Annotated in this window: 15 protein-coding genes and 3 tRNA genes; 1 reads left to right on the top strand and 17 read right to left on the bottom strand. The window is 51.2% G+C overall.

Going from position 1 to position 13,361, the window contains the following annotated elements:
• Nucleotides 1-3: 3 nt before the first annotated feature.
• The 14 genes from LM917_RS20650 to LM917_RS20710 all read right to left on the bottom strand — a co-directional run bounded on the left by LM917_RS20650 (nucleotide 4) and on the right by LM917_RS20710 (nucleotide 11,275).
• A complete protein-coding gene (locus LM917_RS20650; protein WP_232699601.1) occupies nucleotides 4-651 on the bottom strand; it encodes a phosphate propanoyltransferase in 648 nt (215 codons plus the stop codon).
• On the bottom strand, nucleotides 651-2,123 hold the full coding sequence (locus LM917_RS20655) for an acetaldehyde dehydrogenase (acetylating) (RefSeq protein ID WP_232699602.1): 1,473 nt from the start codon (nucleotides 2,121-2,123) through the stop codon (nucleotides 651-653). The genes LM917_RS20650 and LM917_RS20655 overlap by 1 nt, the downstream gene beginning before the upstream one ends.
• A gap of 19 nt (nucleotides 2,124-2,142) precedes the next feature.
• On the bottom strand, nucleotides 2,143-2,838 hold the full coding sequence (locus tag LM917_RS24925; RefSeq protein ID WP_304502596.1) for a BMC domain-containing protein: 696 nt from the start codon (nucleotides 2,836-2,838) through the stop codon (nucleotides 2,143-2,145).
• A 17-nt stretch (nucleotides 2,839-2,855) separates the two neighbouring features.
• On the bottom strand, nucleotides 2,856-3,512 hold the full coding sequence (locus LM917_RS20665; RefSeq protein WP_232699603.1) for a EutQ-related cupin domain-containing protein: 657 nt from the start codon (nucleotides 3,510-3,512) through the stop codon (nucleotides 2,856-2,858).
• A gap of 44 nt (nucleotides 3,513-3,556) precedes the next feature.
• A complete protein-coding gene (locus tag LM917_RS20670) occupies nucleotides 3,557-3,820 on the bottom strand; it encodes a EutN/CcmL family microcompartment protein (protein WP_232699604.1) in 264 nt (87 codons plus the stop codon).
• Complete coding sequence (locus tag LM917_RS20675) at nucleotides 3,817-4,128, bottom strand: BMC domain-containing protein (protein ID WP_232699605.1); 312 nt, start codon at nucleotides 4,126-4,128, stop codon at nucleotides 3,817-3,819. Before LM917_RS20675 ends, LM917_RS20670 begins: the two co-directional genes overlap by 4 nt.
• The gene (gene eutJ / locus LM917_RS20680; RefSeq protein ID WP_232699606.1) at nucleotides 4,129-4,863 is read right to left on the bottom strand and encodes an ethanolamine utilization protein EutJ; all 735 of its coding nucleotides are present in this window, start codon (nucleotides 4,861-4,863) and stop codon (nucleotides 4,129-4,131) included.
• Between the two features lie 61 nt (nucleotides 4,864-4,924).
• Nucleotides 4,925-5,605 carry a cobalamin adenosyltransferase gene (locus tag LM917_RS20685; RefSeq protein WP_232699607.1) on the bottom strand — a complete coding sequence of 227 codons (681 nt, stop codon included), beginning with the start codon at nucleotides 5,603-5,605 and terminating at the stop codon, nucleotides 4,925-4,927.
• A gap of 251 nt (nucleotides 5,606-5,856) precedes the next feature.
• Nucleotides 5,857-6,819: a choline TMA-lyase-activating enzyme gene (gene cutD, locus LM917_RS20690; RefSeq protein ID WP_232699608.1), complete on the bottom strand. Its 963-nt coding sequence runs from the start codon at nucleotides 6,817-6,819 to the stop codon at nucleotides 5,857-5,859.
• Nucleotides 6,820-6,905: 86 nt separating this feature from the next.
• Entirely contained in the window at nucleotides 6,906-9,461 is a 2,556-nt protein-coding gene (gene cutC, locus LM917_RS20695; protein ID WP_232699609.1) for a choline trimethylamine-lyase, read from the bottom strand.
• A 35-nt stretch (nucleotides 9,462-9,496) separates the two neighbouring features.
• The gene (locus tag LM917_RS24840; protein ID WP_373688814.1) at nucleotides 9,497-10,138 is read right to left on the bottom strand and encodes a dehydroquinate synthase/iron-containing alcohol dehydrogenase family protein; all 642 of its coding nucleotides are present in this window, start codon (nucleotides 10,136-10,138) and stop codon (nucleotides 9,497-9,499) included.
• A complete protein-coding gene (locus tag LM917_RS24845) occupies nucleotides 10,056-10,625 on the bottom strand; it encodes an iron-containing alcohol dehydrogenase (protein WP_373688815.1) in 570 nt (189 codons plus the stop codon). The genes LM917_RS24840 and LM917_RS24845 overlap by 83 nt, the downstream gene beginning before the upstream one ends.
• A gap of 36 nt (nucleotides 10,626-10,661) precedes the next feature.
• Nucleotides 10,662-10,955 carry a BMC domain-containing protein gene (locus LM917_RS20705; RefSeq protein ID WP_232699610.1) on the bottom strand — a complete coding sequence of 98 codons (294 nt, stop codon included), beginning with the start codon at nucleotides 10,953-10,955 and terminating at the stop codon, nucleotides 10,662-10,664.
• Between the two features lie 23 nt (nucleotides 10,956-10,978).
• Nucleotides 10,979-11,275, bottom strand: coding sequence for a BMC domain-containing protein (locus tag LM917_RS20710; protein WP_232699611.1), 297 nt, complete (start codon nucleotides 11,273-11,275; stop codon nucleotides 10,979-10,981).
• 310 nt (nucleotides 11,276-11,585) lie between these two features.
• On the opposite strand from LM917_RS20710, the gene LM917_RS20715 reads away from it, so the two are divergent.
• Nucleotides 11,586-12,533, top strand: coding sequence for a choline kinase family protein (locus LM917_RS20715; protein WP_232699612.1), 948 nt, complete (start codon nucleotides 11,586-11,588; stop codon nucleotides 12,531-12,533).
• A gap of 522 nt (nucleotides 12,534-13,055) precedes the next feature.
• Here the strand turns inward: LM917_RS20715 and LM917_RS20720 are convergent.
• The 3 genes from LM917_RS20720 to LM917_RS20730 form a co-directional block, all read right to left on the bottom strand.
• Nucleotides 13,056-13,138 (bottom strand) — tRNA-Leu (locus tag LM917_RS20720).
• Between the two features lie 4 nt (nucleotides 13,139-13,142).
• Nucleotides 13,143-13,219 (bottom strand) — tRNA-Pro (locus LM917_RS20725).
• A gap of 10 nt (nucleotides 13,220-13,229) precedes the next feature.
• Nucleotides 13,230-13,303, bottom strand: a tRNA-Arg gene (locus LM917_RS20730).
• Between the last annotated feature and the right edge of the window lie 58 nt (nucleotides 13,304-13,361).

The following is a 13,361-nucleotide window of genomic DNA, read 5'->3' on the forward strand; positions in this document are numbered from 1 at the left end:
CTCCTATTGATTTTTTATGATTTGGACAACAGACGCCGCGGTCAGATCCATGGCGTTTGCTTCTTCAACGTCGATATGACAGTCGAGAGCGGCGGCGCTGCTGACTCTGATGGCGACCTGATTGTACCCTCCGCCCCGGAGACCATCAAATTGAATGCTGACCCTTTCTCCGTCGGTTACGCCGAAAAAGCGGGCGTCATCGGGCGACATATGAATATGGCGCTGTGCGACCATCAGACCGCAGCGAATATAAACGCTCCCCTTGGGCCCAACCAACGTGACGCCCGTTGTGCCTTCAAGCGCCCCCGACATACGCACCGGAGCCTTCACACCCAACTTAAAACAGTCTCCCCGCATAATTTCCACCTGGGTCTGTTCCCGCACCGGGCCGAGAATCCGTACCTTTTCGATGGCCCCCTTGGGCCCGCAGACCGTAACGGTCTCATTGCACGCATACTGGCCGATTTGGGACAAATCACGCGCTTTGGTCAACGAATATCCAGCTCCAAAGAGCGTCTCCACATCAGCTTGGGAAAGATGCACATGACGGTTCGAAATCCCTAAAGGGATGGAGCACGGTTCCTTTTCCGGCTTTTCGGCACCGGATACAGCCTCCAGCAGCAACGAAAGCACTTTATTATAGTCCTCCACTAACAATCACCGCTTTTCTGTAAAATGGACACCAGCTCGTCCACCAGATTCAGCAACATCGCATTCTCCTGTTGGTTCGGCAGTTGCGGGGAGGAGACAGGATAAGGGCTTCGTGCCGTACAGTCCTTAATGCCATATGCCACACGCTTGATATTAATTAAGTGCTGCGGTCCCACATTATCCGAAGTAGCGCTGCCGCCCCAGGTTCCGCATCCCAAAGTGAAGGATGGGGCAAGCCCGGTGCTTGCGCCCACGCCGCCCTGAGTGGAGCCCGTATTCACCAAAATGCGGAATACAGGTTGTTGCGCAAATTCCATGACCATATCGTGGTTCTGCGTATGGATGGAAAAGCTATGGCCCACCCCACCATTACGCAGCAGTCGATTGCCAAGATCGCAAGCCTCACGCCAGTCCTTTATGGTGTAAAACGCCAGTACCGTAGTTAGCTTTTCATAGGACAGCGGAAATCCCTCTCCCACGCCCTGCTGTTCGCCTAAAAGCACCTTGACCTCCGCCGAAATTCGAATGCCGGCCGCTTCCCCGATGACCTGGGGCGAACGTCCCACCAGTCTGGAATTCATGGCATGGCCTTTGACAAACAGTTTGGCCGCGACTTTAGCGGTTTCCTCCTGATTCATAAAGTAACCGCCCTGGCGTTGAAACTCTTCTATCACTTGAGAACGGATGCATTCCTCCACGATGACAGACTGTTCAGATGCACAGATTGTACCGTTATCGAAGGTTTTGCTGGAAATAATATTTGCCACTGCCTTTGGAATATCGGCGGTGCGCTCAATGTAGGTCGGTACATTTCCCGGTCCCACTCCCAGTGCTGGCTTTCCTGCGCTGTAAGCGGATTTCACCATCGCCGAACCGCCCGTAGCGATAATCATGGCGATTTCATCGCCCTTCATCAGTTCCTGCGTCGCCGGCATAGAAGGCTTGGATACGCAGCCAATGATTCCTTCGGGAGCTCCTGCCTCAACAGCAGCGGCGTTCATCAATTCCGCGGTCCGCATGATGGATTTCAATGCAGAGGGATGAGGTGAAAAGATGATTCCATTGCGGGACTTTATCGCAATGATGGATTTGAAAATAGTAGTGGATGTCGGATTGGTTGATGGAATAATGCCCATGAGCAGTCCGACGGGCTCGGCAATCTCTATAATTTGGTTCGTCTTGTCCTCACGGATCACCCCAATGGTTTTCGTATCCCGAATGGATTCATACAGCTCAGTGGAAGCCAGACGGTTTTTGAAGATTTTATCCTCTATCTTGCCAAAGCCGGTTTCCTCTACGGCCAGCGCAGCCAGTTCGGCGGCGTTGGCCTCCGCTACCCGCACCATGTTTTGTACAATTTTGTCAATTTGTTCTGCATCGTATCCGGCAAGGATGTTAGCGGCCGCTTTGCCTGTACGGGCCAAGACCCGCGCTTCATGGACCGATTGTATGTCGTAATCATAATTTTCCAAGCGGAAATCCTCCTTTCGCTTATTGCTGATAATACTGGCGCAACCGCTCGAGCAGTTTCACCTTGTTTGCTTTAGAAATTGCCTTCAAGCTCATCCCAAGCGCATCACTGCACTCTCTGGCCAGTTCGCGCAGCTTCACGGCTGTCATGGTTTCCAGCAGCTCCATAGCTTTGTCAAGCCCGGATTCCTCTACCAGCGCGTCGATCCGGTGTTTGAATGGGCCGTCAAGCGCTGCCGGATCTCCATTGTCTCTTTCCGGACTGATGTCTTCAGAAGCAAGGTCCAGACCGGGATTGACCACTGGTACAGGGAAGCTTCCTTCGCTGCCACTATCCATTGGAACATCGGGCGTTGCGTCCAACTCCGGCGTCTGCTCCGCCACCTGCGTATGCCAAATCGACAGCGTTGGTTCGCCGCTCTCTTTGGGAATGTTCGAATCGTTGCGCCAGCCGAAGATACTCTCTATGTCGTTGTGGGGCCTTGGAATGAAATGCCGAGCAATCAGCACATCACTGCCCAAGCGTTGCACCGCGGAGGCGCCTGCTTCCACGGATGCTTGAACAGCGCCGACATCGCCCGTAACTGCGATCGTCACCAGCCCGCCGCCCACATTGCATTTTTCCATCAGTTCCACCTGAGCTGTTTTGAGCATGATGTCCAGACATTCAATCGCCGGTAGAAGTCCCCGCGTTTCAATTAATCCAAGCGCCTGCATGCTTTATCCCCCTCCTGTCACTGCGGCTTCAGATCAGGGCCGTTGGCTGGATAGCTCACGTAAAACAGCTTCGCGCAGTCCGGTGATCCCTTGGTCGCTTTGACTCCTTTGGGTATGTAAAGCGTATCTCCCATACGGGCGGTGAAGGTTCTTCCGTTCAGCGTGACATCGAGCGTGCCTTCCAGCACAATATTAATTTCTTCATGGTCCGACTTCTGCTCGAAACTGGAGTGATCGACGGTCAGAAACCCGGCGCTCATGGAAGACTCCGGCTTCCCGATTACTTCTTGAACATACACCTTGGCTCCGGAGGTTACCGTGCTGCGAGCATCCATTTTTACCGTCTGGCCCCGCACAAGCTTCAGGCCGGCTGGATCCGTCTCCGCCTGATAGGGCGGCTCCGGAGCCGTTTCCAACAGCTTTTCAACCAATCCTTTTTCCAATAAAATTTTGAAAAATTTATAAATTGCATTCATGTCGATATCATTCGGCGTTTCGCAGTCTGCGGCGTCGGAACCCAAAGTCCCGCACGGCTCATGGATAAACTCCATTCCCAGATCCTTTGCCTTGTCCCGGGCCGCCGGTGTCACAATCGTGTTGCTGTCAATGAAGCACCGCTTCTGTCCGGCAGCCACCCATTTCTCCACTTCCGCAGCGCAAATCAGCTTTTTCACAGTTCTCGCCCTCTTTCGCTGCAATTGATTTTTTGTTCAACCATTTATTCGAAAACGCAGTCCGCGTCAATGATGCCGACTATGACGGCATCCACAGGAACGTCGTCTGTTTGCAGCATTTTGCGGGCCGATGAGCCGGTGCAGACAATCACTCGATCGCCTATGCCGGCGCCGATCGTATCGACCACAATCAAGCGGTGCCCGTCGTCACTTCCGCCAATAACCTCGGCCAGCATTAGTTTCATTCCAACAAGGGAATCCGCTTTGCGGGTAGACCAGATATTGTGAATCAATTTAGCGGCAATCATAGCATTCTTTCCTTCTCCGCTTTTCCGCTCCTCCGCTTGATCTCGGCGATGGCGTCCTCCACGGAAGCCGTGTCGCCATAGATAGCGAGAAGAATCATGTTTTGCGGGCAACTGCCGCGGATATCCTCCACTGTCACTCCCGCCATCTTTTCAGCTACATCCGCAGCCCACACCATATCAATCAGCCTTCCCTGCACCAGTCCAACCGCGTCGTACTGTGGGACTTCCCGACTGCTTGGCAATCCTCTGCGCCGAAGCAAAATATCCATCGTCCCCTGGGAAGGAGATTTGATAATCCGAAATTCCATTTATATCGCCTCCTGTGTACAATTCAGAGCAATACCCAGCGGAGTGACAGACATGGGATTGCTGGGCTTATAGGTGGCGATGCCGGTCTGCCGCTCAATGATGGCCTCCACGCCGGAAAAGCAACAGGTGCCGCCCGCCAAATACAATTCTTTGACCTCATGACCCGCAACATGGCGGTTGATGATGGAGGAAACCTTGTCGATGACCGGCCGGAGCAGCGGTAGCAATTCTTTGTGATGAGCGGGGTTGCGCTTGAAGCGGTCGGCTTCGGCAAAATCCATATGGTAAGCCCCGGAAATCACCAAAGAAAAGTGGGTGCCCCCCGTTGCCTCATCGGCTACATAGACGACCTTGCCATCCTTCAGAATCGAAATGCCCGTGGTTCCGCCGCCAATGTCCACAATGGCTCCATCGGATATTTGCAGCACGGAATTGGCTGCCGTAGGTTCATCCAATAAAGCCGTTATTTCAAAACCCGCACCCTGTATCACATGCTTGATGGCGCCGCCATCAAGCGCATCGGTTCCCGGAGGAATCGCCGCAGCCGCATATTCCAGTTGTGCATCCAATTGTTGCTCCACCTGCTCTTTAAGCTCCCTCACGATCTGAATCGCGCCCAAATAGTCCACCACCATTCCGTCGCGAACGACATCGGCATAGCGGTAAGCCCCCGCCACCGGTTGCCCGGTTTCATCCAACACCGAAAGCACTACACAGGCCGTTCCCAGATCCACACCGGTATAGTAGAAGGAAGACTGTTTTCTAATCGGGTTTCGGATGACGGTTCGAATTGCTCTACCAGTTGGTCGCAGTATGCAAAGAGTTTTGTCTCTGGCATGTTTTTCCTCCTGCAGATCGGCAAATAAGCGAACTCAATACGTTAGTCATATAGTTTATTTCAGGAATGATATCTTCCTCTGACTTTTCCTGGGGACAACATTCCGCGGCTTCCAAAACTGTAATCCCAAGCTCCCGCAAAACGCTGCGCAGACGGTGGAGCAAAGCAATTTCTCTGCCTTTTTCCAATTGAATGTGAAACTCGGTCACCTCAAAGCAGTCTCCCTCATCTTCAAAAAGAGCATCGTCAGAAATGCCGGCACACCCCCGAAAAGACAAACCAGCCGTGGATGTACCGCCCCCTTCCCCTTTCTGGAGGGTCAAAAACAACCCTGACAGCTCGAGCACCTTCTGGGCCAGCAGCACATCTCGTTCCAGCAGTTCCTGCCCAGTCAACAGAATCAGGGCGTACACGGACTGCATCTGACAGCAGAGCTTCCTGCGCCGCCAATCCGGCTTTTCCGCCTGTCGCTTTGGATTCGAGGGCGGCTCTTGCGTTTCAAAGGACACTTCGACCTGGCGATCCGTCAAAAACTGGCGCGCCTCTGGCGTCAATCGGCTTCCATGTTCCACCATGTATGATGTGAAAGGATTTATCCTGTACACATTGCGCAATTCCATTTCGGTAATAAATTTCATAGCCTCAACTCCGCTCTTATTACCCGAACAAATAACGTTTCAATTGCCCGATTCCCTTCCCTCCCAGGAAGACTAATGCAGAAAAAGGGTTCGGCTATCCTGTTGCGTTTTAAAACTTGTATACAGTGGTTCTCATTCTCCGGCGCAAGATCGGCTTTCGTTATTACACCGTCACCTGTTTGCCAGGTACCGATTCCTGAATAATCCTTTGATGATCAGTCCCCGTAGGTCGCTGCATAAGCGTTCCTTCCTTAATGTCTGATCACCCGCACTGGGAAATCGTATTGGCTGATTTGACGTTCAATACGCTCCAGATCCGCTTCATTAAGACTCAGATCCCCTTCAACGGTGTAGACCAGATCCAATTGCCTGTATTTGTTAATTCCCAACTTGTGATAAGGAAGCAAATCGATGCCTTGAAAATTCCGGTATTCCTGATAGGGAAGCAGAAACTCTATCGTTTTGCGAATGGTGTCCTCATCATCATTAAGCCCCTTCATCAACGGCATCCTCACCTTCACGTTGTGTTTGCGGATGATCAGCTCCCGCAAATTTTCGTGAATGCGTTCGTTGCGCACGCCGGTCAGTTGATAATGGCGGTCGGAATCCATATGTTTCAGATCGTACAAGAATAGGTCGGTAAATTCGGCCATCGCCAAAATTGCTTCCGGCTTGGCGTGCCCGGAGGTTTCAACGGCCGTATGGATTCCGGCATGCTTGCACTCCTTGAGCAGATTTACCGCAAATTCGGGCTGCGCGCTTACTTCGCCGCCGCCCAAAGTGACGCCGCCGCCGGACGTATTGTAGAACAGAGTATCCTCCTGTACAATTTCCACGATTTCCGATACCGTCATATCCATCCCGACGATGGAGAGCGCCCGTGCAGGACAAACCTTTTCACAGGCCCGACAGCCGATGCACTCGCTGCTTCGGTCAACCATATGTCGTGGCTTGGACGGCTCCTGCGAGCTGACCGTGGAAAAACGGTGGATTTCCTGGGGACACACCGCAATACACGCACCGCAATCGTTGCACAGGTCTTGTTGATACATTACCTGATATTTCTTTTCCAGACCTTCAGGGTTGGCACACCACTGACAGCGCAGGGGACATCCCTTGAAAAAAATGAGCGTCCGGATACCTGGGCCGTCGTATATGGAATATTTTTGAATATTGAAAATGCGTGCCCGTTTTTCCGGCATGCCTGACTCCATAGCTGTAGCTCCTTCCTTGCAGCATGTCTAAATGCCTGAATGCCTCTTCCCCGGCGTGTCGCGCCGCGGAAGAGGCGCGGGACATTTTAGAAATGTTCAATCATTGTTCTGCTGATAATTTCATCCTGCACTTCTTTGCACAGCTCCACAAAGTATGCGCTGTAGCCGGCGACACGAATGATCAGATCGCGGTATTGATCTGGATTTTGCTGCGCTTTAAGCAGCGTTTCATTATCCACATAACTGAACTGCATTTGACCGTTGCCGAGAATGGAGGCCGTCCGCAGCAGATTAATCAGTCCGTTCTCTCCTTCTGGCGTTTCCAGCAAACCACGCAAAAGCTTGAAGTTATGCACCATTCCTATATTCATGCCCTCGACATCTATCTTGCTCACCGATTTGATGATGGCTGTCGGTCCCTTTTTGTCATGACCCTGGGTAGGGCTGATGCCGTCGGACAGCGGCAACCAGGCTTTGCGTCCATTAGCGGTTGCGCCGGTCATCTCGCCGAATGGCGTATTGTTCGAGATAGAAAGCGTGCCGTGGCTGAAGGTAGAGTACAGGGTTTTAAATTTGCGGTGATAGTTCTCGGTCCACCCGGTGATATCGGCAGCGATACGATCGACATAATCGTCGTCGTTGCCAAATTTCGGCGCGTCTAGACAGTCCCTGTGAAACTGCTCATAACCTTCGAAATCGGCCAGCAGCCCGTTACGGATTTGCTCTAACGTATATTTTTTGTCATCGTAAACCAGCTTCTTGATTGCGGCCATGGAATCGGCGTAAGTCGCCAGTCCGGACCAGATCAAACCAGGCCCCCAGTTATACATGGCGCCGCCGGCAGAAACATCGCGGCCATTCTCCATCGTGCCTTCATACATGATCGACATCAGCGGTTTCGGCGCATAATCGCGGTGAACACGCTGGCTGATTACGGTACCCACTGCCGAAAGCTCGGTGATGTACTCCACCTGCTTCTTGACAGCCGCTTCAAATTCCTCATAGGTCGTAAAGTTGCTCAAATCGCCCATGTCCAATCCTGGGCTACTTCCGTGCCAGAGCATTTTACCGCGGTTAAGGACAAACTCAATGGCAATCGGCCACTGGGTATATCCTGTGGAGGTCCACTGATACAATCGGCCGGATTTTTGCGGCTCCACACAGCCCATCAGACAGTAATCGCGAGAATCTTCGATACTGCAGCCCTTCATCAGCATCATCTTGATGTGGGAATCATCGAAATGGATGGCCGGAAAGCCCAATCCCGCACGGACAACATCCACAATCTTCTTCAGGTATTTATGTGGAGAATTATTGTGGACACGGCAAGCAAGCGAAGGTTGGTAAACACCGACATGTCGCACCGCATCCATGAGCAGATAAGTTAAATCATTGGTTGCGTCGCCGCCTTCCCGTTTTTGCCCGCCGACACACATATTGACGAACGGCTGGTAGCCGGCAAAAAACTTGGAGCCGCCCGCGCTGGAAACCCACATCATTTCCGAGCATTTGATCAGGAAACAGCCTGCGATTTCGAATGCTTCAAAGTCTGTCAGACGGCCGGCTTTTTTATCCGCCTCATAGAAAGGATAGATGTATTGGTCCACACGGCCGACAGACATGCCAGTCTGATTTTCTTCTACCACTAGCAGAGACTCCACGGTCCAGACCGCCTGCATGGCCTCATGGAACGTAGTAGGCGCATGAGCCGGCACGCGTGCGTTGATCTCACCAATCTTTTGCAGCTCCGCTTTGCGCTTCGGATCTTGTTCTTTTACTGCCAACTGGTAAGCGTACTCAGACATCCTTTTGGCATATGCAATCACGCCTTCGGTGGTGTCCAGCACGGATTTATAGTAATAGATTTTGTCGATGTCTTCGGGGTTTTGCATGGACAGCTTCGCAAGATGCTCCTTAGCCTCCTGTTGGATATCCAGCATCCCTTTCTTCATTAGAATTACATCATATCCCGGGTTGGAATCGCCGCCGCCGTTGATCTGATGGTAGGAAAGATCGCTGACGAACGCTTCACCGGAAAACTCCCAAAGGCCGGCATCCCGGTATTGCTGTTCGCAAATTTCATCCACCGATTTACCTTCCCAGAAAGGGAAAAGCTCCTCGCGCATGATCCGTTTGTCTTCCTCGGATATGTAGAAAGGATCCTGAGGACGGTTGTGGATGGTGTCCAACTCATCCCGGGTCCAGCGCCAGGCGATATCCGGCGAGAAGGCGCCTGCGCGCGGCGAGCCGCATGGATGACCGACGATCAACTCGTTGTCCTGAATGAGCAGCGGAGCCTCTTCACACGCTTTGCGGAAAGCCTTGGCACGCAGCATGATCGCTGGCAGACCTGGATTTTCCTTGTAAACCTGGGTATAGGCTCTGGCGCGGTAGGTTGTAATGCTTGGCTTAGCGGTCAAATAATGTTCTTTCAAAGCCCGCAAACGATCGGTCATTCCATCCGGGTATTCGCAGTCTTCCTTGCGAATCTGGCCGTGGCCGTCTACGGCCGGCGGCTGAGCTCCCTTTTCCGAAAGCTCTTTTGAAATTCCTTGGAACAGCTTCATGATCGCTGCGCGTTCTTGAGGAGACATGGCTGTCGTAGCCTTAGCAAGTTTACTTGATAACTCATGTATATCCATAATCATTCCCTCGCCATCTTGTGAGATTTTTTCATTTAAAAACTTTTACGGTAAATGCACTCCAGCTCCGTTTCTGTTGGCTGACGGGGATTGGTTGGCGTGCATCGGTCCGCCATGGCGGACCTCGCCATGCGGGACAACGCCTCATCGAAAGCATCCCGGTCCACGCCAAGTTCATGGATACCGTTTTCGATACCGATGGACCTTTTCAGCTTCCTGATCGCCTGGATCAGACTTAATGTTCCTTCGCGGGCGGTTCGGGCCGGCAAGTGCAGCAGGGAAGCGAGCCGGGCATAGCGTTCGCACACCCTGTCTATGATTTTTCCGCCCAAATTGGCGTTATACTCCATCACCGCCGTAAGAAGCAGGGAATTCACCCGTCCGTGAGGAACGTGAAACGTACCGCCAAAGGCGTGGGACAAACTATGAATGATGCCCAGACCGGCGTTTGTAAAAGCCATCCCTGCCATACAGGACGCATTCTGCACCCGATCCCGCGCCTCTTCATCGGCCGGATCGAGGTAAAGCGTTTCCAGATTAGCAAATACCAATTGAACGGCCTTTTCGGCCAGCGCGTCGGTATAGTCGGTCGCTTTAGTGGAGACATAAGCCTCCAGCGCATGGGTCGGTATCCACCACCACTTTGTTTGGCACATGCTTGATGCAGGTGGAATCAAGAATCGCGATGTCCGGCGCGATAAAATCGTCCACTATGCAGATTTTGTCTCCTTCCATCGTAATCACCGAAAAGTCGGTCACTTCCGATCCGGTGCCACTGGTGGAGGGAATGGCCACAAACAAAGGTTTGACAAAGGGTGCGTTTTTCTCCTGCGCATATTGCCGGGCGAAGTAAAGAACCCCCTTCGCCGTATCAATGACGGAGCCGCCGCCCATCGCCACCAACACATCCGCGCCGCTTTCCCAATACACCTGAAGCGCTTCGGCCACAATCTTCACGTCGGGATCGGGCTTGACACCGGTAAACACCGCAGTGGAGATCCCCTGGCTTTGCAGAAGGTCAACCGCCTGTCCCAGATATCCCAGCTTCTCCATAATCTGATCGGAAACGATGCAGGCTTTCGTACCTTGAATTTCCGTCAGCTTTTCCAGCGACTGTTTGCCAGCGTATACCCTCGGTTTAATAACAAAGATATCGTTAATCACGATCACCTCCCTTGAATTTCTACCGACTACCGGCCCCTAAGACGGAAGCGCGTAGCGTGCAATGATTTTTTCAATATCCGGGTGCGGGCTGGGAATAACGTTTGAACAGTACACATCGGCCCCCATTGCCTGCACGGCGGAAACGCCGGCTTCTACCGCGGCCTTTACAGCCCCTACATCTCCGCGGACAAGGACAGATATATAACCGGACGCCACGTTTTCGTAACCGATCAAATCTACATCGGCCGCTTTGCACATGGCATCTGCCGCTTCCATGACGAATATAATTCCAAAGGTTTCAATGAAACCCAGTGCATCCAGTTTGCTCATGAACCTCCCTCTTTTCCCGCAAATTATGTGTCAATAGCGTGCGCCATCACAATTCCTGCAATAGAGCGGAGCGGACGCGGCATCACATTGTGCGCAGTGACTTTACCGATCTTCGCCGCGGCGGAGGCGCCTGCCTCTACTGCCGAACGAACCGCCGCGACATCGCCTTTTACCATTACTGTTACGAGCGTAGAACCCACATTTTCGTAGGATACCAGAACGACATCTGCCGCTTTCAGCATAGAGTCCGCCGCTTGGATGGCGGGAACCATGCCCAACGTTTCCACAAGTCCGAGAGCTTCTTCTCCCCGGTATTCCATTCGACCCTCTCCTTATTGGGTAATTTATTATTTAAATCCGCTTATCGGATACTCAACTCCTAATTCAAGTTAAACACACTTCCGCCCCTTATTATTGAAGATTCGGTAGCTGATTTTAGTATTCTGATGCCCCTCTTACCGACATTCTTGTACAAAAACGTCTTTCTTGTACTGCATGTACCAGAACGTCCTCCACTCGTTCGCTTCGTTGATTTCCTCCTTCTGTCTTGCTATACTTATGGTAAAAACTGTGCGGCGAGTTGTATGCGATACCCACGCATACATATTGAATGCCAAGAAAAGGTCCCCAATGAAACCTTTATCCGACTTTTTTCTTAAAAAAATGAATATGGAAGACTTGGTGGAGCAAAAACTCCGTCTTTTTTTTAAAGATGAGAGCATTGTTTTTGACAAGTCCCGTTTTGCGGGCGGTTTGACCAATTATAATTACATTATGAATGTCCACGGAAGGGAATATGTGATTCGGATGCCCGGCAACCTGACGGATCAAATGATCGACCGCAGGATTGAGCGTGTGAATAACGGCATCGCCTCGGAGTTTGGCGTGAATTCGGAATGTGTTTATTTTGATGAGGAAAGCGGCATTAAAATCAGCGAGTATATTCCCGACAGCAAAACGCTTGCCGCGGCCGACCCCTTGGCTTTGCAAAGCCTGCGGGCAGTTTCTTCCTTGCTGAAGAAGATTCACGGCACCCCCAAGCACTTCCCTAACACATTTGATTGGCTCAGTGAACTGGCCAAATATGAAACCATTGTCATGCGGATCAACGGTGAATTGTTTTATGACTACGCTTCCCTGAAAGAGCAATTGCTCCTTTTCATGCAAGACCATCTCAAAAATGTCATTTCCGTTCCTTGCCATAATGATACAGTGCCGGAAAATTTTCTCACAGACGCCAACAGCGGCGTCTATTTAATTGATTGGGAGTATTCCGGAATGAACGATCCGGCCTTTGATATTGCTGCGTATATCATCGAGTCGCGCTTGACGGCAGAGGCGATTGACCAATTATTTGAGGCATATTACGGCAATACGTTTACGCAGGATGATCTGATGAAGGTCAAGTGTTATATGATGGCTCAGGATTTGTTATGGACTGTATGGGCGTTGCTACGTCATTATACGGGGGATGATTACCTGGATTACTGCTGGCTGCGCTATAACCGCCTGCGCAGAAATATTCAAGTATTAAGCATGCGTCCGGATTACCCCATTGCCGACATGGTGATGTCCTAGCACTAGCTACCGTTTGCGCTGGCCGATTTTCCTTGCGAGGGCTCAACAAAGTACATGTTGAGTTTGGGATAGTGGCATTAGCCCACAACTTGCTGAAAGTAGCAGGTATTCGCCTGTCTATTTTCCGGAACCTAACCAAAACAAAAAAGCAGACAAAGATAAAACGATTGTTTATCTTTGTCTGCTTTTTTGTTTTAGGGACATATTGGACAGCCCCTTTATTTAAAGATATTCAAGTACCGTTATTCACTATCACGCTAATATCCGCAAAGGGCTTCAATATGCGTTCAAAACAGATATGATTCCCTCGAATCTTACAGATAAAGCGGATCGTCCCAAAAAAAAATAAATTTGTCGGCAATTTTTACGACAAAGAGGAGATGAACAAGATGTTCGAAGCGGTAAATGGCAATCCAATTGGACAAAAAGTTCTTCCGCTCATGCAATGAGTGAGTATTTGCAGCTTTAGACAAAAAAAAGTTCTTCAGGAGCTTCATCCCAAAGAACATTGTCGATGTATTATGGTGCCGGTAGAGGGACTTGAACCCCCACGGTTTCCCTCGCGATTTTGAGTCGCGCGCGTCTGCCAATTCCGCCATACCGGCATAATGGTCGGGAAGACAGGATTCGAACCTGCGACACCTTGGTCCCAAACCAAGTACTCTACCAAGCTGAGCTACTTCCCGTAAAAATATGCGTGCCCTGAGAGATTCGAACTCCCGGCCTTTTGATTCGTAGTCAAACGCTCTATCCAGCTGAGCTAAGGGCACATATCTATGAAAACAGGGTTTATTCCCTGAAAACTGGATAATGAATCAGCATAATTGG

Source organism: Brevibacillus daliensis (genome assembly GCF_021245735.1).
Lineage (GTDB): Bacteria > Bacillota > Bacilli > Brevibacillales > Brevibacillaceae > Brevibacillus_B > Brevibacillus_B daliensis.

Coding starts and splice junctions, on each gene's coding strand:
- cutC (WP_232699609.1), bottom strand. CDS start 9,461: ATGGATATACATGAGTTATCAAGTAAACTTGCTAAGGCTACGACAGCC.
- LM917_RS20670 (WP_232699604.1), bottom strand. CDS start 3,820: ATGATTGCCGCTAAATTGATTCACAATATCTGGTCTACCCGCAAAGCG.
- LM917_RS20685 (WP_232699607.1), bottom strand. CDS start 5,605: ATGAAATTTATTACCGAAATGGAATTGCGCAATGTGTACAGGATAAAT.
- LM917_RS20705 (WP_232699610.1), bottom strand. CDS start 10,955: ATGAGCAAACTGGATGCACTGGGTTTCATTGAAACCTTTGGAATTATA.
- LM917_RS20715 (WP_232699612.1), top strand. CDS start 11,586: ATGAAACCTTTATCCGACTTTTTTCTTAAAAAAATGAATATGGAAGAC.
- LM917_RS24925 (WP_304502596.1), bottom strand. CDS start 2,838: ATGCAGGCGCTTGGATTAATTGAAACGCGGGGACTTCTACCGGCGATT.
- cutD (WP_232699608.1), bottom strand. CDS start 6,819: ATGGAGTCAGGCATGCCGGAAAAACGGGCACGCATTTTCAATATTCAA.
- LM917_RS20675 (WP_232699605.1), bottom strand. CDS start 4,128: ATGGAATTTCGGATTATCAAATCTCCTTCCCAGGGGACGATGGATATT.
- LM917_RS20710 (WP_232699611.1), bottom strand. CDS start 11,275: ATGGAATACCGGGGAGAAGAAGCTCTCGGACTTGTGGAAACGTTGGGC.